This is a genomic window from Gemmatimonadales bacterium, from assembly GCA_036265815.1.
Lineage (GTDB): Bacteria > Gemmatimonadota > Gemmatimonadetes > Gemmatimonadales > GWC2-71-9 > CAVVWJ01.
Genome location: DATAOI010000011.1, coordinates 25,793 through 49,725, shown reverse-complemented (window position 1 = coordinate 49,725; position 23,933 = coordinate 25,793). Strand labels below are relative to the sequence as shown.

The window sequence follows — 23,933 nt, the reverse complement described above, 5'->3', positions numbered from 1 at the left end:
CCTCTGGTGTCGGTGTGCTGCGCGCAGCAATCTATCTCCCATCTGGCGGAGAGGCGACGCCCGAGGTTCGGGCCTCAGCTCATGAGCGCCGCAATCCGCTCCGCCAGGGCGGCGATGGTGCGGGAGGGATTCAATCCGACCGCCTCGGGGATGATAGCGCCATCCGCGACGTACAGACCAGGATAGCCGAAGACGGCGCCCCGGTGATCGACCACACCGTCAGACTGGGTGATGCCGACGTTGCAGCCGCCCAGCGGATGGGGCGTCACCAGGTTCTTGAGCACGGTCCAGGTCGGCGGCACCCAGGGATGGCCGCCGGTCGCCTGGCTCAGACGGAGGTGCATGGCCACGATCGCCTGGATCATGGTGGCGGAGCGGTCGACGTCCCAGTTGAGCTTGAGGGCCCGCCGCCACGGCGCGTACCACTTGCGACCGAGGTAGAGGCGTCCGTCGGCCGCGTCGACCCCCTGGGCAAACCAGGGCATCATCCGGGCGAGGGCATCGCGCTCGAGCGCCGCCTCACGCAGCCCGTGCAGGAAGGTGCGGGCCTGCAGGCTCCCGCCACGGCCGTTGAGCCGGCCATCGAGGTAGGCCTTGAGCAGGTCCGGAATTCCGCCGTCCTCGATGAGGAACGCCGCGCCCGGTGGGCCGTCGAGAAAATCGATGCCGGCCGTGATGGTCGGCCCGTGGCTGGGCGAGACCGGCGGCTCGCGCTTCGAATAGAACGCCGGCGTCAGGAAGTCGCCGTTCGAGCTCCAGTTCTTCCCCAGGAACGGGCTCAGTCGCGGCAGGGTCCGGTACTGGTCCCGGCAGCGGAGGAGCAGTTCGGTGGAACCCAGCGAGCCGGCGGCGAGAATGACGCGGTCGGCCGTATGCATACCCGGAGTCCGGGTGTGCCGGTCCGGATCGATGACGTCGAACCGTACCCGGTATCCCTGCTCGATCGGCTCGATCGCGCGCGCCAAGTGGAGCGCGCGAATCTCGGCGCCGAGCCGCGCGGCCCGAGCGAGATAGTTGAGGTCCAGCGTGTTCTTCGCCTGCACCGGGCAGCCGATGTCGCAGTACCCCCGGTGCACGCAGGTTCCCTGGGTCTTGCCGTGCTCGTTGGCCCAGGTGACGGAGTGCCGCTCGTCGAACCGGTCCTCCAGACCGTAATTCCAGGTGTCGCTGAAGGTGACCGCCAGGGAGAGCTTCCGGAACCGCTCCCCCGCACCGATCTTCTGCGCCGCCTCACGCATGAGCTTGAAGCGCTCGGTGAGCTGATTGTCCGGCAGCTCCGCCACCTTCAGCATGGCCCCCGCCGCCCGGTAGTAGGGCGCGAGCTCCTGGTAGGTGATCTCGGGCGGCCACCCCCGATTGAACAGGTCCGGCTTGGCCTCGATGGAGACGTTGGCGTAGATCAGCGACCCTCCGCCCACGCCGGCTCCCTGGGCCACCACCATATCGTCCAGGATTCGGAGGTCGAGCCACCCGCTCTCGTGTTCTGGGCAGTCGGGATTGTACGTCCAGTGGCCTGACTTCCACGGGTAGTTGTCGGGATTCCACTCCCGCCCGCGCTCCAGCACCAGGATCCGCTTGAACCCACGCTCCGCCAGGCGGCACGCCGTCACCGCCCCTCCGAAGCCGCTGCCGATGATGATCACGTCGAACTGATTGGCCATCCAGGCATCCTCCTCAACGACAAAGGATCGGACCGTCGATGCGGCGCACGGCGATGGTGTTCTCGGGCGGCGCGAACTGCGACTCGCCGGGGTCCGGTGACACCCGCTCGACCCAGGCGTCTCCGGTCGGAACCTGGGGCACGCCGATCGCGTGGATCGTCAAGAGCCCGTCCGGGCTGATCCGCAGGCGAAGAAAGTTCTTGTACCCGGCGAGGTGCTGCGAGGAGAAGACTTCATTCATGTGGCACGCGTGGTCCTTACTCGCGGCCCAGAGGTACCCGGCGAAGAGCCACGCGCCGGCGATGCCGCCGCCGAGCAGCATCAGCCCTCCGAAGCAGAGGGCCTGCCACAGGCTGTCGACCTCCATATGTCGGACCCGCAGGTCGAGGATCGAGATCCCCCAGATCAGGAGCGCGCAGAGCCCGAGATGCGCGACGCCGTGCAGGGCCCCGAACCAGCGGGTCCACGAGTGATCCTCCGAGGCACGAAACAAATACAGCCCAACGATCACGAACGCGCCGAACACCACGTTCGAGGGGCTGTGCTGCAGGACCTTCCCGAAGGCCAGGAGTACCTCGCCGAGACTGCGGACCCCGAGACTCTGAATGCACTCCATCAGCGAGTCGGTGCCAGGGCCGGCATGGGGGCAGATCGGATGGGCCTTGCTGGCGCTCTGCAGCGTCCAGGCATAGATCAGGTACACCATGCCCAGGAAGAAGGTGAACCAGCGGTTCCGGAACGGCAGCCACCCGACGCCGTGGGCCAGCCGGCGGGACTCGGCTTCATCGGGGAACATCACCTGCCGCTGGTAGCGTACCTTGGAGATGCCCTCGGGCAGCTCGATCACTTTGGGCATATGGTGCGTGGGGTAGAGATAGGCGCCCCCGCCCCCGGATGTGATCCGCTGCGTGGCCTGCTCCGGCGCCGCGGCTCCCGTCGGCTCCTGCGCCTCGGTGTAGCGCATGTAGTGATGCAGGTCCCCCGAGAGCGTCACCGCCAGCCTGATGCCGTTGCGCCGGATGATGCGGTCCTCGAAGAACGCCTCGTTGTCGAACAGGTCCGGCTCAGGGTGGCGGATGCCACGGCCGTCGGGAGGTTCCGGGCCGCACTCCGTCCAGCTCGGCTGGCCGGTACAAAGGATCAGGCGCGGGGCCTCGCCCGCGGGACTCTCCACCAGCATCTGCTTGGCGACCGCGTCGAAGAACTGCATCTGCGGCCGGTCGATGTCCGACTCGAGTTGGATGTCGACGCCCCAGAGCCACCACCGGCTCGGCAGCTTGAGCGCGAAGTAGCTCATGGTCTGATGCGTGGCCCAGCGGCCGATCCCGCGCTCCTGGCAGAAGAGCCGGATGAAGCTGGTCAGGCCGTCGTACCAGTCGTGATTGCCAGGCAGCGCGAAGAGACTCGGGTCCGTGTGGGGATCCGGCTCACCCGGGAACGCCGACTCGTAGGGACCGCGAAATCGGTTCTGGTACTCCAGGCGGCTCGCGGTGGGGTACACCTGGTCGCCGCCGAGGACCAGGAACCTGCCCTGTGGAAGGGGGTGCCTCTCCTCACCGGGCAGGATGACCTCGCTCCGGGCCAGCAGCCACGCGATGGAGTAGGTCGAGTCGAACCCATCTCCCACGTCGGCCACAAAGTCGAACCAGAAATCCTTCCCCGTGTAACTGCTGTAATCGGCGTCGTAGCGGATCTGGCTGCCGGTCCACGGATGCAGGGCTGCCTGCAGCTCGCGCTTGTCGGTGTAGGCGCCGAAGACGCCCGAGAGTGCCGCTTTGACGGCGGTGATCGCCAGCTGCGTCGGATGCAGCCAGTCCACCATTTTCTTCCGGGTGAACGGAAGGCCCGAGCTGGTGACCGCGTCGCTGCCTTCGCGGGCACCCTGGAGTGGAGGGGTCATTGCGCCGGCAGCCGGCGCCGGCGGGTGAGGACGGTGGCCCCGAACAGCAGTGCGGAAAAGGGAGGGAAGTAGAGCCAGGTCAGGGTCACGGCCTCACGCAGCGTGGGCGGCCAGGGCAGCTTGAGGAACAACGCGGCGACGGAGAGATCGATCAGCAGCCACCCCAGGCCGCCGGCCACCAGAATCGACCGCTCCATCCGGGTGAGCCCGGGTCGGAGCCAGCGCCAGGTGGCCAGGTACAGCGGAAGCCCCACGACAGTCCAGTAAAGAATCGAGATGGGAGGCAGGAACACCGACATGGCGGCGAACGGCATCCAGCCCACGCCCGCCACCAGCCAGCCGGCGATGATCAGCGATCCCCACCAGCGTTCCCGGGTCACGGTCGCGCTCCCGCCCTAACGCGGTGGGGCAAGGCTACCGTACCGCTCCCACAGCTGTCCCAGGAAGAACTTGCCGAAGCGGGCCAGCGCGGCGGCGGATTGGGTCAGCGACTCCGCCCCGGTCGCGTGCATCGTCGGGACCAGCCGCATCAGGTCCGGTATGCTCAGCCTGAGGATGCCCGCACCGACGACGGGTCCCTGGTCGTCCCGGCCGCGATGCAGCAGGGTGAACAGGGTGGTGGTATCGGCCCAGAGATCCGGCCCCGGATCGTCCTTGACCCGCTTCTTTCCGGCCAGATAGTAGTCGGTGCCCTGGTGGGTGAAGCCCATCTCGTAGACCATGTATCGCATCCGCGGGTCTTCCGCGGGAGAGAACAGACGAAACACCCCGGTCCGCGCCGGAATCCGATCGCCCATCGGCGGGAAGCTCACCGATCCGGTGAGCCGTCCTCCGTGCCGGGAATCGGCGATGAATGCGTCCAGGTCCTCGATCGTGATCGTGGCGTGCAGCGTGAGCATGGTCTTGGGCTTGACCGCCTCTCCCTGGCGCGCTCCCTCCTCCGCGGTCCCGGCGCCCAGCGCGAAGGGACCCTCCATGGTCTCACGGAAGGTGATGCCGACGGCCGACGGCTTCATGGCAGTGACTCCCGGCTCGAAGGCGACCCCTGTCGGGGCGCGGGTAGCGAGATAGCGGCAGGCATCCTGGTATCCCATCTCGATCAGGGTGGCCGCGTCGATCCGTCCGAGGTAGAAGTCGGGATCGAGCGGCAGCGGGAACTCCGGCCGGATCACGTGCAGCATGATGGGACGGGTCCGTCCGTCGACGTGCTCGCCCGCCGCGATCCGCCGGTTGATCTCGCGGATGCGGTCGAACTCCTCGAACAGCGCCCCGTTGGCGGAGATCTCGATCATGTGCACGTACTGGTAGAACGGCCCGTCGCGATAGTGCGGCGTGTTCCCGATGCACCAGACCAGCCAGAGCTCGTCCGCCCCGCGCCGCACCGCCTCCATGAGGTTGGCGTCCTTGATCCAGACGCTGTCGACGTAGAGGCTGCCCCTCCGGGCCACCGCCGGCATGAAGATCGGCAGCGAGATCCCGGCGACCAGCAGGTCGAGGTCCACCTGGTCGTGGGGAATGGCCTCGTTGGTCTTCCTGGTGTAGTTGCAGACGTTGAAGGTGCCGGCCATCCCGTTGGCGGCGTTGATCCGCCCCGGGTCGATGCCGAGGTGGGGAAAGACCTTTCGGATGATCCCGTCGGCATCTCCCATCGCCTGGACGTCGAATCCCTTGAGGTACTCCCGAAGGGGCAGGAAGGAGACGAAATCCTTCACCTGGAGCGTCCGCCAGCGATCGCACATCTCCTCCGGCGACAGGCCGGAGAAGAGCATGGCGAGGTTGATCGTCCCGCCGGAGGTTCCGTCGGCGTGATGAAAGCAGAGACCCTCTTCCAACAACGCGCGGAGCACGCCGGCCTGGTAGGCCACCCGCATCCCGCCTCCCGCCAGGATCAGCGACCGCTTGGGGCCGCTGTACTCGGCCGGGGGGCTGCCGGCGAGCCGGGTCACTCCGCCACCATCCACCAGTACATCAGCGCCAGAATGCCCGAGAGGAGGTCGAAGCCGGCCACGCCGAGGGCCACTGGGGAGAACACGCCGTGCATCACGCCGAGTCCCACGGCGGCCGAGGCACCGAACTTCTGCAGGGCGGCCCACAACACGGGGATCGGTTGCGCCGAGCCGCTGGTGAGTGCGTGCCAGAGCAGGCCCCCGAACAGGACCATGAACATGCCCACGATCCCGAAGAAGTGACGGCTGGTGGCGGTGGATTCGGCGGAGAGCAGGCTCAGCAGACGGCCCGGCGCAACCGCCTGCACCAGCCCGCTGATCACGGTCAGCACCGCGATGAGCAGCAGCACGCGCCGGAGAGTGGTGCGCTCGATCATGTGGCGCTCTCCGCCTGATAGGCCTTGCGCCCGAACCAGAGCATCATCAGCAGCCATTCGAAGCTCCAGATGGCGACCCGGAGTTCGGTCAGGAGCTTCCAGCGGGCGATCACCTGGTTGAGCATCTCCTGGTCGGTGATCCCGGCCCGGAGCACGGCGTTGACCGGGAAGATCACGAAGTAGGTGAGACAGGTGGCCCCGATGATGGCGGCCAGCAGCATGACCGGGAGCCAGCGCCCCGGCCGCTTCCACTCGACCACGATCATGATCACGCAGGTGGTGACCATGAGCGAGACGAGAAAGGTGAAGAAATTGGTGGCCGCGGCGATCTGAGGGAGGAAGTGCAGCCGGTAATTCTCCGGCGTCATCGAGGGCATCACCGGGAACTGGAAGATCGCGGTGGACCAGCCGGTCCCGAAGTAGATCGAGACGCCCATGAACAGCAGCGCGTTGTTGAGCACGTAGAGTCGGTGCCGCATGCCCCCCCCGCCCCGGCTCATCGCGCCGCCACCGGCGGCGGGAGCCACTCTTCGCCCAGGCCCAGATCCACCACGCTCTCCATTCCCTCGGGCGGCCCGGTGGGCGGCTGGGGGAAGGACAGGAACCAGCTCTCGAAGTGATCGTCCAGCACGCCGATGGCGTCGGGGATGAACGCGGTGAACAGCGGCTTGGGTGCGATCTCCAGCTGCCTGAGCGGCGCCAGCCGCGGGTGATCGCCCAGGGTGAGCCGGGCGCGGGCCTTCCCCAGCAACCCCATCCCCAGATGGCCCCGGAAGTAGATGTAGGACTTCATCAGGAGCCCGCGGAAGGCGCAGTAGTTGGCGGTGCCGACGTTGACCGGCAGCCAGGTCCGGGCGGGGCGGTCGATCTCGATCCGCATCGCCAGCTCGCCGTCGAGATCGTACTGGCTGCTCACCACCCGGTCGCCCACGGTGAAATCCAGGTTGGCCCGGTGCTTCGGCATTCCCCAGATGCCCTTGCCACCCTTGACCGAAATCTCGGTGCTGACCGGCAGATCGATCACGCACTGCCCGGTGCCGTAATGCCTCATCAGCAGCGCCGGCAGCAGGCGAGGCGCGGGCCGCCGGCCGTGGGTGCACGCGATCGCGATGCTGAACTCGATGTAGGTGCCGATGTTGGTGGAGAGGTAGTCGATGACCGTGATCACCAGCAGGCCGCGATTCCACAGGCGGAACGGGTGTACCTCGTTGCCGGCGAGGAGGGCGGCGGCGCGCTCCGGGTTGATGGGGAAGGCGGCCATCAGCGCCGGCGATGGGGTACAGGTGACCGGCAGAGTGAACGGAATTCCATCCACCAACGCGTGACGCCCGGCCTGCTGACGCAACCGTGCGGGACCAGCCATACCGGCTCCTCTCAGTGGGGGCGCTGCAGCTCCGCCAGCATGATGGGGAAGACGTCGCTGGCGGCGTTCTGTCCCATGAACACATCCAGGTGTCCGTAGCCCGCCAGCACGTGGAACGCGTGATAGTCGGGACGATGCCGGTTGAAATGATCGAAGGTGCGGCGCTGGCTCTCGGGCAGAAAACAGCGGTTGCGCTCGCCGGCGAAGAAGGCGACCCGGGCCTCGGTGTGCGGCGGCCGGCTCACCACGTCGTCCGGCAGCTCCCGCCGCCCTTCCACCGGTGAGAGCCGGCCCTGCGCCACGCTGCGCTGGATCTGCCGGAAGAAGCTGAGCGGCACGTGGGCGAATTCCTGCTTTACCCACTCATGGGTTTCGCGGTTGAGGTTCTCGTGCCGCCAGAGCGTGGGAAAGCCGGTGCCATACGTGAAGCTGGCGTAGCGGCACACCAGGTTATCGCACTCGTGGTGGGTCAGCTTCACGAACGCGGTGATCATCTTGGGCAGAAGCCCCGGCGAGTGCAGGTCCCATTGGCAATCGAGAAACGGGGTGAGTCGCGCCACCACCGGGATGGCCAGCTTGAGCTTGAGGGCCGACACCGCCGGCACCACCGGGTGAAGCGACACCGCGTTCGAGACGATGGTGGTGACCTCGGGCATCAGTCCGGCCACCGCGCCCAGCATGAAGCTGGTGGAGCCCTGACAATGCACCACCGCCGAGAGTGTCTTGGCCCCGGTCAGCTCCAGCACCTTCCGCACGGCGACCGGGTGGTCGAAGACCGCCGCCTGGTCCAGGGTCCAGCGGTTCGGCTCGAGATCGATGCTCGCGCGCCAGTTCTCCAGCCAGACGTCGTAGCCGTGCTCGACCAAGTAATCGACCAGCGAGACGCGGACGGGAGCCCGGAAGATGTTGGCCCGCACTCCGGCACCGTGCACCAGGAGCACCGGCCCACGGGTCGGAGGCAGGACGCCGCGCACGTGGATCAGATTGCAGGCGAACCCGTCGCCCGCGGTAAACGGAACGACCTGGTCGCGGTTCGATGAGCGCGCGATCTGGGGTTGAACCATCCGACGCGAACTCCTGCCGGCTCTCGATGAAGGTGGAGGGGTGGGACCAACTTTACGAACGAGCCATTAGGCCGTCAAGCCAGGGCCGCCTTTGCCCGCGCCCAGTAGGCCCGTCGCGCGGGCAATCCGGCCCGTCCCCCATTGATGACGACGCTGATCGCCACGAAGTCCTCGTCGTCGTTGTCGTCGTTGCGGTCGTCCGCCAGCTGATTGAGTCCGCGCGACTGCCAGAACTGCGCTGCCGCGAGCGCCGCCGGCTCGGCGGACTCGAGCAGCTCCGGCTGGGTCTCGAGCGGAAGATTGAGGGCCTGACCACAGCTCCGGTAATTACCGCGACCGGTGATCTGCAGCAGGCCGCGGCCCCGGAAGCGCCACCCGTCTCCGCTGGCCGCGTCCCCGTTCCCCAGGCGATTGGCGTACACGAAGCTGGCCAGCCGCTCCGGCTGCCGCTCGAAGGGCCGGGCCGCGTCGAGGGTGGGAAAGCGCCTGGGCCAGACCGCCATGAGCCGGGTGGCCCGGTAGCTCAGGTTCTCGTGCAGATGCTGGAATTCGGCGGACTCGTGCGCCACCTGCGCGAGGAAGGCCGCGGCGCGCTCGCGGGAGTTGATCTCGAAGCGCGACATGGCGGCGTTGAGGGCCGTGGTCCACATCGGGCCGGTCTTGAGACTGGGCAGAAACCTCTGCAGCTGGACCTCGGTGATGATCTCCGCCATTGCCCCCTCCGTTGCGCACCGCTGCCGATGATCCCCGTGAAAGGAGCGCTCCGGCGCTCCTACTTGCGCGGCAACCTGGCCGTCTTTCCCTTGCCGCCACCGTTTGCCGGCTTGCCACCCGTCCGCACGGGCTGGATTCGAACCTCCAGTCCCTTCTCGGCCAGCGCCAGCAACGGCTTCTGATCCCTGATCGAGGCCATCGCAGGCTTCGGCGCGGGGCGGAACGGCTTGCCGGTGGCACTGACTTCGGCGCGGCGGCGGAGCTCCTCGCGCTCGGCGACCTTCCGGTAGCGGACGGAGCGCCGGGCCTCCTTACCGCGGGCCTTGATCTCGAGGCGTCTGTGGGCCTCGATGTCGCCCTTGAGACTGAAGGTGTCGTGATCCCCCAGCAGGGGGTCGAAGAATCCGATGTAACCGCCGGGATTGATCCCGAAGGAGGTGAGCGTCTGTCCGCCGTGGCCGCGGCCCAGGAAGTCGTTGCGGGCGCCCGGCTCGTCGGTCTCGCGGGTCCCGGTGAAGTACAATGGCAGCACGAAATTGGAGAGCGCCACACCGTCGATCTCGTAGTTCTCGGCCTGAACGGCGTCGCACATCTCGAACCAGTGGAACACGTCGCGCTTCTCGGTCGGGTGCGGCCCGATCACCAGCAGGTTGGTCTCCGGATCGCCCAGCAGCTCCAGGGCTTCGTGGGACAAGGTGACGGACCACGGCTCCCCGATGCTCTCGGAGATCTCGGTGAAGACGAAGCCGAAGGGCACGCCAGAGTTGTTCTTGAAGTGGTAGCCCAAGGCGTTGTCGACATCGGCCTCATTCCAGAGGTAGATCACCGCATCGCCTCGCATGTCCGCGAGCTGCGCCGTCTCCGGCTTGGCTGCGCTTCGGCCTTCCAGCCGGAGCGTCGCGCGCATGCCCCAATACGGCTCGAAGTCCTCATGGATCTGCCGGTTGATGGCGCGGATCGTCTGCTGCAGCTCCTCGTCACTGATGTGACCTTCGGTGTGGTTGATGATGGAGATGTTCATGGCGCGCTCAGGATGATGAGTGGACGTGAGGGACGTGCGGTCTGGCTCGCTGGGGCGTGCGGCGGCGGGTGGCCCGGTGCTCGACCGGGTCAACCAGGCTGAAGACGATCGAGGGCACCGGGCAGACTGGCCTGACTCCGCCGCTTGGGAGAGCGGGAGCCATGGATCTCCTCTGGTGCTGAGACGAGCGGGGTGAGAGGGGAGGGGTTCTACATGTTGGGGCCGCGGCCGGGATTGGGCTAGGCCCCGTTTGCGACATTTGAGGACGATTTTGCGACAGCCGAGCTGGTCGAGCTCGCCCGGGAGCGGAGGCCTGGATCAGCGACCTGGTGCTTGCGCCGCTACGCCGACTCTCCCGAGCGCGCCGACAAACGCTTCCGAATCCGACACCCAGCCGAACACCTGCCCGATGGGCTCGGCCGTACAGTTGACCAGGAGCACACAGGAATAACCCCGGATCCGAGGTCGGCCATCATTGTACCTGTTATTGTATCGGTGCCTTCCGCGGGTCGTCGTCCGCATTCACGTAGGTGATCTCGAACGGCCCCGTGCTCCGGATCTCGACCATGGTCTGACCGTTGGCTTCCACGTAATGCGGGTGACGTGCCGCCAACGAGGCCACCTGACCAGGCTGCAAGGGCCGCATGCTCTTGTCACTCCATGCCCGCCCATCGCCCATGAGCAAGCTCCCCTCCACGACACTGAGCCGCTCAGCGGTCGGATGCCAGTGTGGCTTGATCTGATAACCATCGGGCAGATCGACTCGGATGGTGAAGGGTCCGGCCTTCGATGGATCGCCCCGAACCACGGCCACTCGGGCTCCCGCCGGAAGGCCAGGCGGCTGCGGACCCCACTCGAGTGCCTTCCCCCCGACGCTGTCCCCGGCGCCCGCGATGTGGTTCGTCTTATGAACGGTGTCGACATCAATCGAGGTGTCCGCATGCACGACCGTGGTATCCTTGACGGTCGAGCTCCGGATGATGGTGTCGGTACCTGAGCGGGTCACTTCCTCACCGTGCCGCCGGTTGCATCCCCCCAACACCGCGAGCACGCCGAGTGCTCCGAGCCACGCTTTCATGCCGCACCTCCCATCGCGTGAGTGTGGTCAATGCCCGGGCCGGGATTCGAACCCGGACGGGGTTTCCCCCAAGAGATTTTAAGTCTCGAGCGTCTACCAGTTTCGCCACCCGGGCGGAGGCCAGAGGAATCTATCCCACCATCGCCGGCAACGCCTCCCGCCGCACCCCGGCCGCCGCACGGCTGCTCCACATGTCCGGCACCCGCCCGAACCGGTCCGCGTAGTCCCGGCCCACCTCAGCCATGATCCGCGCGGCCCGCTCCTCGGGGGCCAGGACTGTAACCGCCCCGCCCCACCCTGCCCCGCTGAGCCGAGCGCCGCAGGCCCCGTGCGCCACGGCCGACTGGACGATCAGGTCGGCTTCCGGCACGCTGTACTGGTAGTCCACCCGCAGCGACTCGTGGCCTTGGACCATCAGCCGCCCGATGCCCGGCAGATCGCCCGCCGCGAGTGCCGAGGCCGCCGCCCGGGTCCGTGCGGTCTCGGTCACGACATACCGCACCCGCGGGATCAGCGGCGGCGGCAGCCTGCGTTCCACCTCCTCCAGGTCCCCCGGCGCGAGCTGCGCCAGGTGAGGCAGCCCCAGCCGCCACTCACGGCAGAACGCCAGCGCCTCCTCGCATTCACGGCGCCGCTGGTTGATGAGCTCGTCCCCGGGCGGCGGGTGGGAGACGCCGGTCTCTACGACCCAGAGCCGCCCCGGGAACGGCAATCTGACGACGGTGCCGACGCCGAGCTCGACCAGCAGCGCCGTTCCCCGCATGCCCAGCGCGGCGATGGTCTGGTCCATCCGTCCACGGCGAACCCCCAGCTGGTCGTGCTCCGCCCGGTAAGCGATCTCGAGCAGCTGCGCGGGCGCGAGTCGGCGCCCCGCCAACTGGCTCAGCGCCCGCGCCGCTGCCACGGTGAGCGCGGCCGACGAAGAGAGGCCCGCGCCGACCGGCAACGTGCTGGCTACCGCCACCCGCGCGCCCAGCGGCGCCGCGCCGATCGCCTCCAGCTCCCGCACGACGCCGACCAGGTAGTCGGTCCAGTCGCCCCGCAGCGCCTGGGGGACATCGATCTCGAGGGGGATGCGATCGAGCTGAGATACTACCGCCCAGTCGCGCGCCGGCGCCACCGCCACCGCCGTCCGCCGCTCCAGCGCGATCGGCAGGACCACTCCGCCGTTGTACTCAGTATGCTCCCCCAGCAGATTCAGCCGCCCCGGCGCAGACGCGGCGGCCCCGGGACGGCTTCCAAAGCTCGCGGCATAGAGCGAAGTTGCGAGTCTCACGGACGATAGAGCTGGCACGACGAGCCGCTTCTCCTGGGAGGGACTGTGGGGCATTGTGTGCGGCGGCTGGGGACGATCGCCTGTCTGCTCGTACCGGGAGCCGTTCGCGCTCAACTCGCGCCGGTGGGCGTGCCGGTCGGGGTGGTCCGGGTGGAGCTCGACGGAACCATCGACATCTGGGACTCCCGCTATCGGGACGGCATCCGCGAGCCCCTCGGCACCGATCTCTCGAGCGCCGCGCTCGGCAGCAACCTCCTCGCTCCGCTGAGCGACGCGGACGCGCGGATCGGCCGGATCACCGGTAACACCGACTATCACCTCAATCTAGGGACGCTCACCACCGACGCGCAGGCCGACGAGAGCCGCGGGTTCTTCGGCCTGGGACTCGGGGTGACGCGCTGGCTCACCGTGTTCGGCCGGATCCCGCTGGTCCGGACCCGGGTGCAGAGCGCGATCACCCTCGATGGCAGCAGCGGCGACGCAGGCGTCAATCCCGGCGAGACGTCTGAGGCCGGATTCTTCCAGGAGCTCGACGGCGCGCTCGCCACGCTGAGCAGCCGGATCGCGGCCGGGGATTATGACGCCGATCCCACCACCAAGGCCCTCGCCCAGTCCACCCTCACCTCCGGTACCGCGTTGCGGGAGGATCTCTTCGGCCTGCTCTCCGATCCCGCGACGGCTTCAGCGTTCGTGCCAACCGCCACGAGCACCGCTGGCACCGCCGTCGTCGGCAGAGTGACCGATCTGCAGTCGGTCCTCAGCGGCACCCTCGGCGTGAGCGGGTTCACGGCCGCGCCCGCGCTGCCCACTGCCGCGGTGACGACCACCGACCTGCTCGACTACGTCCACGACCCGATCGGCCTCCGCACAGGCGAGTCGAAGGTCACCTTCCGGGGCGACGCGGAAGGCGGAGCTGCGGTCACCTTGCTGGATCATTGGGACCGAGGCACCCACCGGGGCGGCGCGCGCGTGGCGGTGCAGGGTCTGGTGCGGTTCCCCACCGGCAGGGTCGCCCGCAGTGACCGGCTACTCACGTTGGGTACCGGCGAAGGGCAGACCGACCTGGAAGTACGCATGACGGCGGACCTGGGCACGGGGGGCTGGGGGATGCGGCTCGAGGGCGACTACAATCGACAGCTGGCCGCGGACTATCTCCTGCGAGTGGCGCCTCCATCGCAGCCGTTCCCGTCGAGCGACCTGCTGCGCATCGTGCACCGTGATCCGGGCGATGTAGTGGAGGTCGCCGCCCGGCCTTTCGTCCGGCTGGCACAGACCTTCGCGATCCAGGGAAGCGTGCGCCACTGGTCGCGCGGCGGTGACGCGGTGACCTACGCGACCACCCAGGACTCGATCCCGGGCGTCGCCGCCGCCGTGCTGGCGGAGGAAACCAAGGCGAGCGCGACGGTGCTGGGGATCGGGCTCACCTACTCCAACCTCGGAAGACTGCGGCCGGGAGGGGAGGGGTTGCCGGTGGATGCGGGATGGTCCTACGAGCGGGTGGTGCGGGCGAGCGGCGGCCGAGTGCCCAACCGGCATACCATGCGGGCGTTGTTCCGGGTGTACTTCGGGTTGTTCTGATCTCCTAGCGGCGCACCTTCCCCTCCTTCCGCAGCAGTGCCTGGGCGTGGCGCCGAGCCGCCTCGCCTTCCGTATCACCCAGCATGCGCGCGATCTCGGCGACGCGGTCCTCACCATGGGTCGCCTGCACGTCACTGGTGGCGATGCCACCGCGGGCCTCTTTCGAGACCACCAGGTGCTGGTCCCCCCGCGCGGCGATCTGTGGCAAGTGGGTGATGACCAGCACCTGGTGTCGTTCTGCCACCTCCGCCAGTGCTGCCCCTACCTGAGCCCCGACCTCGCCCCCGATACCCTGGTCGACCTCGTCGAACACCAGCGTCGCGATGGCGTCGTGCCGCACCAGCACCACCTTGAGCGCCAGCATGAGCCGGGAGAGCTCGCCACCCGACGCGACCCGCGCGAGCGGCTTGGCCTCGAGCCCCAGGTTGAGCCGCACGTCGAACACCACGCTCTCCTGGCCAAGCGCGGTCGGCTCGGAAAGCGCGCCAAGCGTCACCGAGAGCTTGCCTCCTGCGAGCCCGAGCTGTGGCAGCAGCCGATTCACCGCGCGCGCGAGCCGGTCGGCTGCATCCCTGCGGCGGGCGCTCAACGATGCGGCCGCCGCGGCGAGTGCGCTCTCCGCCGCGCCGCGTCTGGCGGCGAGCGCCTTGAGATCGACGTCCGCCGTGTCCAGCAGGTCGAGCTCCGCGGCCGATTGCTCGCGGGTGGCCAGCACCGCCTCAACCGTTGCGCCGTACTTCTGACTCAGCCGGAAGATCAGATCGCGCCGCTGTTCCACCTCCGCCAGCCGCCCCGGATCTTCCGCCACCTCCTCGGCGTACGTCGCCGCGAGCCGGGCGAGCTCCGAGAGGTTGGCGTACGCGGCGTCGAGCATCTCGCGCCAGGCGGCGCAGGCGGGATCGACCTTCTCGAGCCCGCCCAGCGCGCGGTCCGCCGCCGCCAGGGCGGCGAGTGCGTTCCCGCCGTCGCCCTCGAGCGCATCAGCGATCCGCTGCGCCTGTTCCGCCAGCGCACCTGCCTGGCTCAGCCGGCGGGCCTCCACCTGCAGCGCCGCGTCCTCGTTCGGCCTGAGCTTCGCCCGATCGATCTCACCGACGACGTGGCGGAGATAGTCGGCCCGGCGGCGCACCTCGTCCCGTCTCGAGGCGAGCGCCGCTTCCTCGGTCCGGAGCGCGGCAACGGCGCGATGCGCCTCGGCCACCGCCGCGCGCTCCGCTTCCGCGTGGGCGAAGCTGTCGAGAATGTCCCGCTGCGCATCGGCGTGGAGTAAGGATTGGGTCTCGTGCTGTCCGTGGAGGTCCACCAGCAGCGCGCCCAGCTGCGCCAGGACGGCGGCGGTTGTGGGGCTGCCGTTCACCCAGGCCCGCGAGCGCCCCTCGGCGGAGACCTCGCGGCGCACGACCACCCGCCCATCCTCCACGTCCAGCCCCAGGGCTTCGATGGCGCGCCGGGTAGGTCCGTCGATCCCCTCGAAGGCGCCCTCGATGATCGCCTTACCTGCCCCTGGGCGGACGCTGCCGCTGGCGGCGCGCTCACCGAGCAGTAAGGCGAGCGCGTCCACCAGCATCGACTTCCCCGCCCCGGTCTCGCCGGTGAGGACGTTGAGGCCGGGACCGAGGTGCAGGGTAACGTCGGCGATGGTCGCGAGGTCGCGGACGCGGAGCTCGGTGAGCATGGGTGTGCAGCGTGGTTCAGGTCGACTGAGATGTCATGCGGAGAAGAGCACCCCGCCGCCGGCTCACGGCCCCTCGCCCCTCCCCGAGAGATCGCCCCAGTGGAGCTTCTGGCGCATCCGCCCGAAAAAGCCGTCCCCACCCAGACGGATGAGACAGACCCGATGATCGGCGCGCCGCACGTCCACGCTCTCGCCCGGCGCGAGCGTGGTTCCGGTCTGCCCGTCGAAGGAGACCAGCAGGTCCTCGGACCAGCCGGCCATCGGTTCGATCACAATGCGATAGGAGGACGGTACCACCAGCGGGCGCACCGCCAGGGTGTGGGCCGCGATGGGAGTCACCACCATCGCCTCCACCCCGGGCACCACGATCGGGCCGCCGGCGCTCAGACTGTACGCGGTCGACCCCGTTGGCGTGGCGACGATGAGGCCATCGGCGCTATAGGGTCCGACGTTTTCGCCCTGGATGAAGACGTTGACCCGGATCACCCTGGCCACGCCGCCCTTGTGCACGGCCACGTCGTTCATGGCCATCTGGAGCGCGCGCCCGTTGCCGGCGCCGTCCTTGATCTCCGCCTGAAGCGCCTGACGCCGCTCGATCACGTAGCGCCCGCCCACCAGCGCATCGAGCGCGGGATCGAGCGTCGGCCGGGTGGCCGTGGTGAGAAAACCGACCCGCCCGAGATTGATGCCGAGGATCGGGGTCTCGCGGGCGCCGAGCAGACGGGCTCCGCGGAGCAGCGTGCCATCCCCGCCGAAGGTGATCAGGGCATCGAGGTCTACTCCCTCGAAGACCGGAACCTCTCGGTTCCAGAATTCGCAGAGCCGCTCCTCGGTGTACAGCATGATCCCGCGCGCGGGCGCCTGGTCGGCGACCTGCTCCAGGACGGCCTTGAGATCGCGGTACCGCGGATTCCCGACGACGCCGACCTTCATCGAGCCTCGAGGCTCTCCTCGTGCTGGAGCGCCGTGATCCGCCGGGCAATGCCCGCCGCGGTGAGGCCGAAGAGCTCGAGCTGCTCCGGCCGGGGAGCCTGCTCGACCAGACGGTCTGGCACGCCGAGGGCGACCACCCGCACCTCCGGATAGGTGGTCTGGAGCGTCTCGGCGAGACAGGCGCCGAAGCCGTTGACGATCGTGCCCTCCTCGACCGTGACGATGGTCCGGTGCTCCTGCAGCAGCGCCTCCAGCATCGCCTGGTCGAGCGGCTTCAGGAAACGGCAGTTGATCACCGCGCAGTCGATCCCGTCGGCCGCGAGCAGCTCCGCCGCGCCCTGCGCAGGCTGCACCATGGTCCCGACCGCGAGGATGGCGACATCCTTGCCGCTCCGGAGCTGCTCCCAGGTGCCGTAGGGCACCGGCCGGATCTCGCCCGCGGCGCGCGGCTCGGCGGGCGCCTTGTCCCGCGGATATCGGGTGCAGAACGGACCGTCGCTGTGCGCCAGTGCCGTGCGCAGCAGTCCGATCAGCTCCTCGCCATCCTTGGGCGCGGTGACCGTCATTCCCGGCACCGCCAGCATGTAGGCGATGTCGTACAGGCCCATGTGGGTCTGGCCGTCTTCGCCCACCAGCCCCGCCCGATCCATGCAGAAAATCACCGGCAGGTGTTGCACGGCGATGTCGTGGATGACGTTGTCGTAGGCCCGTTGGAGAAAGGTGCTGTAGATCGCCACCACCGGTCTGATGCCCTGGGTAGCGAGGCCGCCGGCGAAGGTCACCGCGTGTCCTTCCGCGATCCCCACGTCGAAAAACCGCTCGGGATACTTCTTCTGGAACACATTGGTGCCGGTGCCGGACGGCATCGCCGCCGTGATGGCCACGATCTCGGGATGCTCGCTCGCCAGCGCGGTGAGCCCGTCGCCGAACACCTGCGTCCAGGTGGGAGGGCCGCTCGCCTTCTTGCGGGCCTCGCCGGTGACGGGATCGTACGCCGCGAGCCCGTGCCACTTTTCCTGGTTGGACTCCGCGAAGGCGAACCCTTTGCCCTTCTGGGTCATGACGTGGATCACCCGGGGGCCTTTCATGCCGCGGACGAAGCGCAAGGTGTCGCACAGTTTGCCCAGGTCGTGCCCGTCGATCGGGCCGAAGTAGCGGAAGCCCAGCTCCTCGAACAGCATCCCCGGCGAAAAGAGGTTCTTGACGCTTTCCTCGACGTTCTTGGCGAAGTCCACCACACCCTCGCCGAACACGCCGCCGAGCGCGAAGGTCAGGCCCTTGATCTTCTCCCGCAGCCGATTGATCCGCGGGTCGGCCACGATCCGCCCCAGGGTCTTGCTGATGGCGCCGACGTTGGGCGAGATCGACATCCCGTTGTCGTTCACGATCAGGATGATGTCGCGCTCGGAATGGCCGGCATTGTTCATCCCCTCGTAGGAGAGTCCGCAGGTGAGCGCGCCGTCACCCACCACGGCCACCACCTTGTGGTCCTCGCTCTTGAGGTCCCGGGCCGTAGCCATGCCCAGCGCCGCGGACATCGCGGTACCGGCGTGACCGGCGCCGAACTGGTCGTGCTCGCTCTCGCTCCGTTTGAGGAAGCCGGAGATCCCGTCGCGCTGACGCAGGGTGGGAAACGGGTCGTTGCGTCCGGTGAGCAGCTTCCAGGCGTACGCCTGGTGGCCGACGTCCCACACGATCTTGTCTCGCGGCGAGTCGAACTCGTAGAGCAGCGCCACGCACAGCTCCACCACGCCCAGGCTGGCGCCGATGTGGCCGCCGGTGAGCGAGACGCACTCGATCAGCCGCTCGCGGATCTCCTGGGCGAGCTGGGGAAGCTGCTCGCGCTTGAGGCGCTTGAGGTCGGCAGGGGAGTTGATGGCGGAGAGAAGGGTCATCGGGGGTCTGGGGTCGGTAGTCGGCATCCGGAGCGGGTGGCGATGGTGTGATCGTGAGGCCATTCCGCCAGCACTACGAGCTCCTGCTCACAATATACTCCGCCAAAGCCCCCAGTGCCCCCGAGGTGATGCCCGCCGTACGCAGGTGCTCGACCGCCCGCCCGGCCAGCCGCTCCGCCTCCTGGCGGGCCCCGTCCACCCCGAGGAGCCCAACGTAGGTGGATTTGGCGAGCTCGGCGTCCCGGCCAGCCGTCTTGCCCAGCTCTTCGCTGGTCCCGGTGGCGTCGAGCACGTCGTCGGCCACCTGGAAGGCGAGGCCGATATCGCCGCCGAAGGCGGCGAGCGCGCCGAGCTGCGGGAGGTCCGCCTCCGCCGCCATGCCGCCGAGGATGCAGGAGGCGCGGATCAGCGCCCCCGTCTTCCCCCGATGCACCGTGATGAGCTGACCCAGATCGAGCGACCGCCGCTCGGCCTCCAGGTCCAGCCACTGTCCCCCGACCATCCCCTCGATGCCGCCGGCCTGAAAGAGCTCGGCGGCCATCCGGCCCAGCGCGGTGGCCGGCAGGCGGAGATCCTGTGCCGCAGCGGCGAGTACCTGGGCCGCGACCGGCACCAGCAGGAAACCCACCAGGGTGGCCGTGGCCACGTCGAAGCGACGATGGGTGGTGGCCCGGCCGCGGCGGAGGTCGTCATCATCCATGCAGGGGAGATCGTCATGCACCAGCGAATAGGTGTGCACCGTCTCCACCGCCGCGGCCACCCCTGCGATGTCGGGTGACCGTCCGCCCACCGAGCGGTAGGCCGCCAGCACCAGCGCCGCGCGGACCCGCTTCCCCGGCGTGCGAAGGGCATACGCCAGCGCCTCGCCGCGGCGGCCCCCCAGCGTCTCCTGCAGGCGATCGGCCCACTCCCCCAGCAGTCGGTCGGTACACTCGCGCGCCTCCGCAAGCAGCTCGGCCGACATCAGCGCGGGGGCCTCAGTCATCCAGCTCGGCGGTTCGAAGATCGCCGCCCGCCTCCCCCAGCACGCTCTGCACCTGCAGTTCGGCGGCCACGAGCCGCTCGCGCGCGGCGCGGAGGCGGCGCACCCCTTCCTCGAACAGCGCGAGGGCCGCGTCCAGCTCGACGTCCTCGGATTCGAGCCGGCGCACGATCACCTCCAGCCGCGCGAGCTCTTCGGCGATGGTGGTCATTCGGACTCCACGCGGGAGGGGACGTCGCCGTCCGCCACCCGCAGACGGAAGCGCTCGCCGGGCAGGAACTCGGCCCGGCGCTTGAGCACCCGGCCGTCGGGGCGCAACGCGACGGCATATCCCCGGTCGAGAACCCGGAGCGGACTCAACGCGTCGAGCTGCGCGGCGAGCCGTTCGAGCTGGTGATGGTGCTGCTGAACCAGCGTCGCGATGGCGCCGTGCATCCGGTCACCGGTTCGCTCCAGCCGCTCGGTGGCGAGTCGCGCTCGGCCGCCCAGGCCGGCAGCGAGGCGCGCCGCCAGATCGTCGAGCTGGCGCAGCACCTCGCGCCGGTCGGCGAAGGCGAGCTCGGCCGCGGCGGAGGGCGTGGCCGCGCGGACGTCGGCCACCAGATCGGTGAAGGAGACGTCGACTTCGTGTCCCACGGCGGAGATGGTCGGAACCCGCACCGCGGCCAGGGCACGGCACACCGCCTCGGCGTTGAACGCCGCGAGGTCCTCCTTGTCGCCGCCGCCGCGCCCGATGATGCAGAGGTCGACCTCGAGACGATTCACCAGCCGCAGCGCGCGCACCAGCTCCTCGACCGCCCCCTCGCCCTGCACTCGCGCGCCGAGCACCAGGATACGGGCACAGGGCCAGCGTTTCCGACTCACGGTGATGATGTCCCGCAGCGCCGCGCCCGCCGTGCTGGTCACCACCGCGACGGCGGAGGCATACTCGGGGAGCGGTCGCTTCCGGGCGAGGTCGAAGAGGCCTTCCTTCTGCAACGCCGCCTTCACCCGCTCCAGCTCCTGCTGCTGCCGGCCGATCGCTGCCGTCGGAAGGATGCGTTGGACGTTGAGCTGGAACTCGCCCTTGGCCTCGTAGATCCCTGGGCGGCCGAGCACGAAGACCTCGGTGCCGTCCGCGGGCGGCTTGCCGGCCCGCTCCGCGTTGAGTCTCCACATGCAGCAGCGCACCTGGCTGGTCGCGTCGCGCAGGGTGAAGTACCAATGGCCGCTGGGCCAGGCCTTGAGCCCTACCACCTCGCCCCGCACCCACATCGGCATGAGCTCGCCCTCGACCACGCGCTTGACCGCCGCGTTGAGCCGGCTCACGGACCAGACCTCGGCCGCCGGGGCCATAGGGGGGAACGGAAGTGAGAGTGCCATCGGGAGGAAGCTAGTGGGACTCTGCCTGCTGGAAGGCCTGGAGCGTGTTCTGCAGCAGCATGGCGATGGTCATGCGGCCCACCCCGCCCGGCACCGGAGTGATGGCGGAGGCCACCTCGGAGACCGGGCCGTAGGCCACGTCGCCCACGATCCGATACCCTTTGGGCTGGGTCGGATCGTCCACCCGGTTGATTCCCACGTCGATGACCACGGCACCCGGCCGGACCATGTCAGCGGTGACGAACTCGGGCTTCCCCATGGCGACGACCAGGAGATCGGCGGCGCGGCAGACGGCCGGCAGGTCCTTGGACTTGGAGTGGCAGACGGTCACCGTGGCATCGCCCCCCTTGCCGGGCTGAATCAGCAGGTTGGCCATCGGCTTGCCCACGATGTTGGAGCGACCCACGATGACAGCGTTGGCGCCCTTGGTGTCGATGCCGGAGCGGAGCAGCATCTGCTGCACCCCGAACGGCGTGGCGGGACGGAGCGCCGTCGGGTCGCCGATCACCAGCTTGCCGACGTTCACCGGATGGAAGCCGTCCACGTCCTTGGCGGGGTTTACCCGGTTGAGCACCCGCTCCCCGTTGATGTGCGCCGGTAACGGGAGCTGCACCAGGAACCCGTGGATCCGCGGGTCGGCGTTGAGCCGGTCCACCACGGCCAGCAGCTCCGCCTCGGAGGTCTCCTGCGGGAGCCGCACGGTCTCCGAGTGCATCCCGGCTTCCTCGCACGCCTTGCCCTTGGCCCGGACGTAGACCTGGCTCGCGGGGTTCTCGCCGACAATCACTACCGCCAGTCCGGGCTGCTGTCCGCGCTCCCGGTGCCGCTTCACCTGCGCCGCCACCTCGGCCCGGATCGCGTCGGCGATCGGCGCGCCGTCGAGCACCCGCGCGGTCATCGGGCGTAGTCCACCGATCGCGTCTCCCGGATCACCACGACCTTGATCTGGCCGGGGTACTGCAGCTCGTTCTCGATCTTGCGGGCGATCGACTCGGAGAGCGCGGCCGCCGCATCGTCGTCGATCCGCTCCGGGGTGACCACGACGCGCACCTCGCGGCCGGCCTGGATGACGTTGCTCTTTTCCACCCCTGGGAAGGTGTTGGCGATCTCCTCCAGCCGGGTGAGCCGCTTCACGTACGTCTCGAACGCCTCCCGGCGGGCACCGGGACGGGCTCCACTGATGGCATCGGCCGCCTGCACCAGGACCGATTCCGCGCTCTCGTGGGGGACGTCGTCATGGTGGGCCTGGATGCAGTTGATCACGGCGGCGGTCTCGCCGTATCGCCGCGCCACTTCCACGCCGAGCTCCACGTGGGTGCCCTCGTTGTCGTGGGTCAGCACCTTGCCGACGTCGTGCAGCAGGCCGCCCCGCTTGGCCAGCAGCACGTCGAGGTGCAGCTCCGCCGCCATCATGCCGGCCAGCCAGGCGACTTCCTTGGAGTGATCGTAGATGTTCTGCCCGTAGGAGGTGCGGTACCGCATCCGGCCGATCAGCTTGACCATCTCCGGGTGGAGTCCGTGGATGCCGGTGTCGTAGGCCGCCTGCTCACCCAGCTCCACCAGCTGCCCTTCCAGCTCCTTCTGCGCCTTGGCCACCAGCTCCTCGATCCGTCCCGGATGGATTCTTCCGTCCTGGATCAGGGCCGCGAGCGAGCGCCGCGCCACTTCCCGGCGGATGGGGTCGAAACAGGAGATGATCACGGTATCGGGGGTGTCGTCGATGATGACGTCGACCCCGGTGACGGTCTCGAATGCGCGGATGTTGCGGCCCTCCCGCCCGATGATCCGGCCTTTCATCTCGTCGTTGGGCAGCGTCACCGCCGCGACGGTCGTCTCCGCGGTGTGCTCCGCCGCCAGACGCTGGATGGCGATCGAGATGATCCGGCGGGCCTCCCGGTCGGCGCCCCGCTTGGCCTGCTCCTTGATGTCGCGGGCGAGGGCGGCCGCCTGGCCCCGGGCTTCGTCTTCGACCCGCTGGAGGATCTCGCGCCGGGCGTCCTCCGCCGTGAGCCCGGCGATCCGCTCCAGCTTCTGCCGCTGCTCCAGCGCCAGCCGGTCGGCCTCGCCCTCGCGGGAGCGGAGCGCCTGATCCCGCTGGGCCAGCGTCTCCTCGCGCTTGGTGAGATTGCGCTCCCGAGTGTCGATCTCTTCGACCTTGCGCTCCTGGGCCCTCCCGCGTTCCTCGGCCCGGCGCTCGTGCCGCTCCAGCTCCTCTCGCCGGCGCTGGATCTCGCGGTCGATCTCGTCGCGCAAGGTCAGGGCCTCGATCCGCGCGTCCACCAGCAGCTGAGACTTTCCGGCCTCCGCCTCCCGGCCGGCCTCGTGCCGGATCCGCTCGGCCTCGGCCCGCGCCATGGCGAGCACCCCGGTGGCGGCGCGCCGCTGGCCACGGGCATAGAGCGCCAGCCCGATGAGCCCAAGCAACAGACCGGCAGCCACCCCCGCGAGACCGGACAGGAGGAGGGACGAGGGCATCGAGGAACTCCGCTAGGAGACGGCGGCGCGGCCGCCGCGTTTGGCGGGCGGGAGCAGACGGGCGAACTCGTCCGCCATGGCGGTCAACCGGGTGGCGACTTCACGATCGCCGCGGCGGGCTTGGAAAAGCTCATCGGTGATCGACAGCGCCGCCAGGATGGCGGCCTTGTGGGTCTCCACCGAGGGGAGCGAGTCCCGCACCCGCTTGAGCGCGGCATCGAGATATGCCGCGACCTCCCGGGTGTACTCCGGGGGCAGCTCGGATCGGACCGTATACTCCTCGCCGCCGATGGTGACCCGGACGGCGTTCTTGGCGCTGCTCATGCCGCGTTTCCTCCTCCGTGCTGCTCCAGAAACGAGAGCCGCGCGGCCAGCACCCGGAGGCGCTCCTTGGCGGCATCGATGCGCTGGCGCAGGGCCTGATTCTCCGTCTCCAGCTCGACCACCCGGTGGCGGGCCTCCTTGAGCTCGGCCCCCGCCACCACGCCCCCGCTGGCCTGCGCCTCCTTGAGCTCGGCCTCCGCGCGGAGGCTCCGGCGGCGCCAGCCGGCCAGCTCCTCCGCGATGTTATGGAGGACCTTTTCCAGCTCCGCCAGTGCCGGTATGTCGGGACGGTCGTAGGAGTACGCCACG

General features: G+C 68.9%; 23 protein-coding genes and 1 tRNA gene. 1 reads left to right on the top strand and 23 read right to left on the bottom strand.

What is annotated here, in order from left to right:
• Nucleotides 1–74: 74 nt before the first annotated feature.
• From VHR41_01645 to VHR41_01585, 13 genes are all read right to left on the bottom strand, one after another.
• Complete coding sequence (locus tag VHR41_01645) at nucleotides 75–1,661, bottom strand: FAD-dependent oxidoreductase (protein ID HEX3232869.1); 1,587 nt, start codon at nucleotides 1,659–1,661, stop codon at nucleotides 75–77.
• Nucleotides 1,662–1,674: 13 nt separating this feature from the next.
• Nucleotides 1,675–3,561 (bottom strand): hypothetical protein, encoded by a 1,887-nt coding sequence (locus tag VHR41_01640; GenBank protein HEX3232868.1) that lies wholly within the window; start codon nucleotides 3,559–3,561, stop codon nucleotides 1,675–1,677.
• Nucleotides 3,558–3,941, bottom strand: a complete 384-nt coding sequence (locus VHR41_01635) for a hypothetical protein (GenBank protein ID HEX3232867.1) — start codon at nucleotides 3,939–3,941, stop codon at nucleotides 3,558–3,560. The genes VHR41_01640 and VHR41_01635 overlap by 4 nt, the downstream gene beginning before the upstream one ends.
• Before the next feature lie 15 nt (nucleotides 3,942–3,956).
• Complete coding sequence (locus VHR41_01630; protein ID HEX3232866.1) at nucleotides 3,957–5,507, bottom strand: patatin-like phospholipase family protein; 1,551 nt, start codon at nucleotides 5,505–5,507, stop codon at nucleotides 3,957–3,959.
• Nucleotides 5,504–5,884: a hypothetical protein gene (locus tag VHR41_01625; protein HEX3232865.1), complete on the bottom strand. Its 381-nt coding sequence runs from the start codon at nucleotides 5,882–5,884 to the stop codon at nucleotides 5,504–5,506. The genes VHR41_01630 and VHR41_01625 overlap by 4 nt, the downstream gene beginning before the upstream one ends.
• Complete coding sequence (locus VHR41_01620; protein ID HEX3232864.1) at nucleotides 5,881–6,384, bottom strand: hypothetical protein; 504 nt, start codon at nucleotides 6,382–6,384, stop codon at nucleotides 5,881–5,883. The genes VHR41_01625 and VHR41_01620 overlap by 4 nt, the downstream gene beginning before the upstream one ends.
• Nucleotides 6,381–7,247 (bottom strand): acetoacetate decarboxylase family protein, encoded by an 867-nt coding sequence (locus tag VHR41_01615; protein HEX3232863.1) that lies wholly within the window; start codon nucleotides 7,245–7,247, stop codon nucleotides 6,381–6,383. Before VHR41_01615 ends, VHR41_01620 begins: the two co-directional genes overlap by 4 nt.
• A gap of 11 nt (nucleotides 7,248–7,258) precedes the next feature.
• A complete protein-coding gene (locus VHR41_01610) occupies nucleotides 7,259–8,311 on the bottom strand; it encodes a hypothetical protein (protein HEX3232862.1) in 1,053 nt (350 codons plus the stop codon).
• 74 nt (nucleotides 8,312–8,385) lie between these two features.
• Nucleotides 8,386–9,024 (bottom strand): hypothetical protein, encoded by a 639-nt coding sequence (locus tag VHR41_01605; GenBank protein HEX3232861.1) that lies wholly within the window; start codon nucleotides 9,022–9,024, stop codon nucleotides 8,386–8,388.
• A gap of 59 nt (nucleotides 9,025–9,083) precedes the next feature.
• A complete protein-coding gene (locus VHR41_01600) occupies nucleotides 9,084–10,046 on the bottom strand; it encodes a hypothetical protein (GenBank protein HEX3232860.1) in 963 nt (320 codons plus the stop codon).
• Between the two features lie 484 nt (nucleotides 10,047–10,530).
• The gene (locus tag VHR41_01595; protein HEX3232859.1) at nucleotides 10,531–11,124 is read right to left on the bottom strand and encodes a cupin domain-containing protein; all 594 of its coding nucleotides are present in this window, start codon (nucleotides 11,122–11,124) and stop codon (nucleotides 10,531–10,533) included.
• 31 nt (nucleotides 11,125–11,155) lie between these two features.
• Nucleotides 11,156–11,239 (bottom strand) — tRNA-Leu (locus VHR41_01590).
• A 15-nt stretch (nucleotides 11,240–11,254) separates the two neighbouring features.
• Nucleotides 11,255–12,400 carry a galactokinase family protein gene (locus VHR41_01585; protein ID HEX3232858.1) on the bottom strand — a complete coding sequence of 382 codons (1,146 nt, stop codon included), beginning with the start codon at nucleotides 12,398–12,400 and terminating at the stop codon, nucleotides 11,255–11,257.
• Between the two features lie 57 nt (nucleotides 12,401–12,457).
• Here VHR41_01585 and VHR41_01580 point away from each other — a divergent pair, with 57 nt between their 5' ends.
• A complete protein-coding gene (locus tag VHR41_01580) occupies nucleotides 12,458–13,978 on the top strand; it encodes a hypothetical protein (GenBank protein HEX3232857.1) in 1,521 nt (506 codons plus the stop codon).
• Nucleotides 13,979–13,982: 4 nt separating this feature from the next.
• On the opposite strand, the gene recN is transcribed toward VHR41_01580, so the two are convergent.
• The 10 genes from recN to VHR41_01530 form a co-directional block, all read right to left on the bottom strand.
• Nucleotides 13,983–15,653: a DNA repair protein RecN gene (gene recN, locus VHR41_01575; GenBank protein HEX3232856.1), complete on the bottom strand. Its 1,671-nt coding sequence runs from the start codon at nucleotides 15,651–15,653 to the stop codon at nucleotides 13,983–13,985.
• 63 nt (nucleotides 15,654–15,716) lie between these two features.
• Entirely contained in the window at nucleotides 15,717–16,586 is an 870-nt protein-coding gene (locus tag VHR41_01570) for an NAD(+)/NADH kinase (GenBank protein ID HEX3232855.1), read from the bottom strand.
• Nucleotides 16,583–18,481, bottom strand: a complete 1,899-nt coding sequence (gene dxs, locus VHR41_01565; protein ID HEX3232854.1) for a 1-deoxy-D-xylulose-5-phosphate synthase — start codon at nucleotides 18,479–18,481, stop codon at nucleotides 16,583–16,585. Before dxs ends, VHR41_01570 begins: the two co-directional genes overlap by 4 nt.
• A gap of 73 nt (nucleotides 18,482–18,554) precedes the next feature.
• Nucleotides 18,555–19,466: a farnesyl diphosphate synthase gene (locus tag VHR41_01560; GenBank protein ID HEX3232853.1), complete on the bottom strand. Its 912-nt coding sequence runs from the start codon at nucleotides 19,464–19,466 to the stop codon at nucleotides 18,555–18,557.
• A complete protein-coding gene (xseB, locus tag VHR41_01555) occupies nucleotides 19,459–19,674 on the bottom strand; it encodes an exodeoxyribonuclease VII small subunit (GenBank protein ID HEX3232852.1) in 216 nt (71 codons plus the stop codon). The genes VHR41_01560 and xseB overlap by 8 nt, the downstream gene beginning before the upstream one ends.
• Complete coding sequence (gene xseA, locus VHR41_01550) at nucleotides 19,671–20,771, bottom strand: exodeoxyribonuclease VII large subunit (protein ID HEX3232851.1); 1,101 nt, start codon at nucleotides 20,769–20,771, stop codon at nucleotides 19,671–19,673. Before xseA ends, xseB begins: the two co-directional genes overlap by 4 nt.
• 64 nt (nucleotides 20,772–20,835) lie before the next feature.
• Nucleotides 20,836–21,723: a bifunctional methylenetetrahydrofolate dehydrogenase/methenyltetrahydrofolate cyclohydrolase FolD gene (gene folD, locus VHR41_01545; GenBank protein ID HEX3232850.1), complete on the bottom strand. Its 888-nt coding sequence runs from the start codon at nucleotides 21,721–21,723 to the stop codon at nucleotides 20,836–20,838.
• Nucleotides 21,720–23,300: a ribonuclease Y gene (rny, locus tag VHR41_01540; GenBank protein ID HEX3232849.1), complete on the bottom strand. Its 1,581-nt coding sequence runs from the start codon at nucleotides 23,298–23,300 to the stop codon at nucleotides 21,720–21,722. The genes folD and rny overlap by 4 nt, the downstream gene beginning before the upstream one ends.
• A gap of 12 nt (nucleotides 23,301–23,312) precedes the next feature.
• A complete protein-coding gene (locus VHR41_01535; GenBank protein HEX3232848.1) occupies nucleotides 23,313–23,624 on the bottom strand; it encodes a cell division protein ZapA in 312 nt (103 codons plus the stop codon).
• Nucleotides 23,621–23,932: a hypothetical protein gene (locus tag VHR41_01530; protein HEX3232847.1), complete on the bottom strand. Its 312-nt coding sequence runs from the start codon at nucleotides 23,930–23,932 to the stop codon at nucleotides 23,621–23,623. Before VHR41_01530 ends, VHR41_01535 begins: the two co-directional genes overlap by 4 nt.
• Between the last annotated feature and the right edge of the window lies 1 nt (nucleotide 23,933).

Coding starts and splice junctions, on each gene's coding strand:
- folD (HEX3232850.1), bottom strand. CDS start 21,723: ATGACCGCGCGGGTGCTCGACGGCGCGCCGATCGCCGACGCGATCCGG.
- VHR41_01570 (HEX3232855.1), bottom strand. CDS start 16,586: ATGAAGGTCGGCGTCGTCGGGAATCCGCGGTACCGCGATCTCAAGGCC.
- VHR41_01610 (HEX3232862.1), bottom strand. CDS start 8,311: ATGGTTCAACCCCAGATCGCGCGCTCATCGAACCGCGACCAGGTCGTT.
- rny (HEX3232849.1), bottom strand. CDS start 23,300: ATGCCCTCGTCCCTCCTCCTGTCCGGTCTCGCGGGGGTGGCTGCCGGT.
- VHR41_01645 (HEX3232869.1), bottom strand. CDS start 1,661: ATGGCCAATCAGTTCGACGTGATCATCATCGGCAGCGGCTTCGGAGGG.
- VHR41_01615 (HEX3232863.1), bottom strand. CDS start 7,247: ATGGCTGGTCCCGCACGGTTGCGTCAGCAGGCCGGGCGTCACGCGTTG.
- VHR41_01605 (HEX3232861.1), bottom strand. CDS start 9,024: ATGGCGGAGATCATCACCGAGGTCCAGCTGCAGAGGTTTCTGCCCAGT.
- xseB (HEX3232852.1), bottom strand. CDS start 19,674: ATGACCACCATCGCCGAAGAGCTCGCGCGGCTGGAGGTGATCGTGCGC.
- dxs (HEX3232854.1), bottom strand. CDS start 18,481: ATGACCCTTCTCTCCGCCATCAACTCCCCTGCCGACCTCAAGCGCCTC.
- VHR41_01560 (HEX3232853.1), bottom strand. CDS start 19,466: ATGACTGAGGCCCCCGCGCTGATGTCGGCCGAGCTGCTTGCGGAGGCG.
- VHR41_01535 (HEX3232848.1), bottom strand. CDS start 23,624: ATGAGCAGCGCCAAGAACGCCGTCCGGGTCACCATCGGCGGCGAGGAG.
- VHR41_01640 (HEX3232868.1), bottom strand. CDS start 3,561: ATGACCCCTCCACTCCAGGGTGCCCGCGAAGGCAGCGACGCGGTCACC.
- recN (HEX3232856.1), bottom strand. CDS start 15,653: ATGCTCACCGAGCTCCGCGTCCGCGACCTCGCGACCATCGCCGACGTT.
- VHR41_01600 (HEX3232860.1), bottom strand. CDS start 10,046: ATGAACATCTCCATCATCAACCACACCGAAGGTCACATCAGTGACGAG.
- VHR41_01625 (HEX3232865.1), bottom strand. CDS start 5,884: ATGATCGAGCGCACCACTCTCCGGCGCGTGCTGCTGCTCATCGCGGTG.
- VHR41_01620 (HEX3232864.1), bottom strand. CDS start 6,384: ATGAGCCGGGGCGGGGGGGGCATGCGGCACCGACTCTACGTGCTCAAC.
- VHR41_01595 (HEX3232859.1), bottom strand. CDS start 11,124: ATGAAAGCGTGGCTCGGAGCACTCGGCGTGCTCGCGGTGTTGGGGGGA.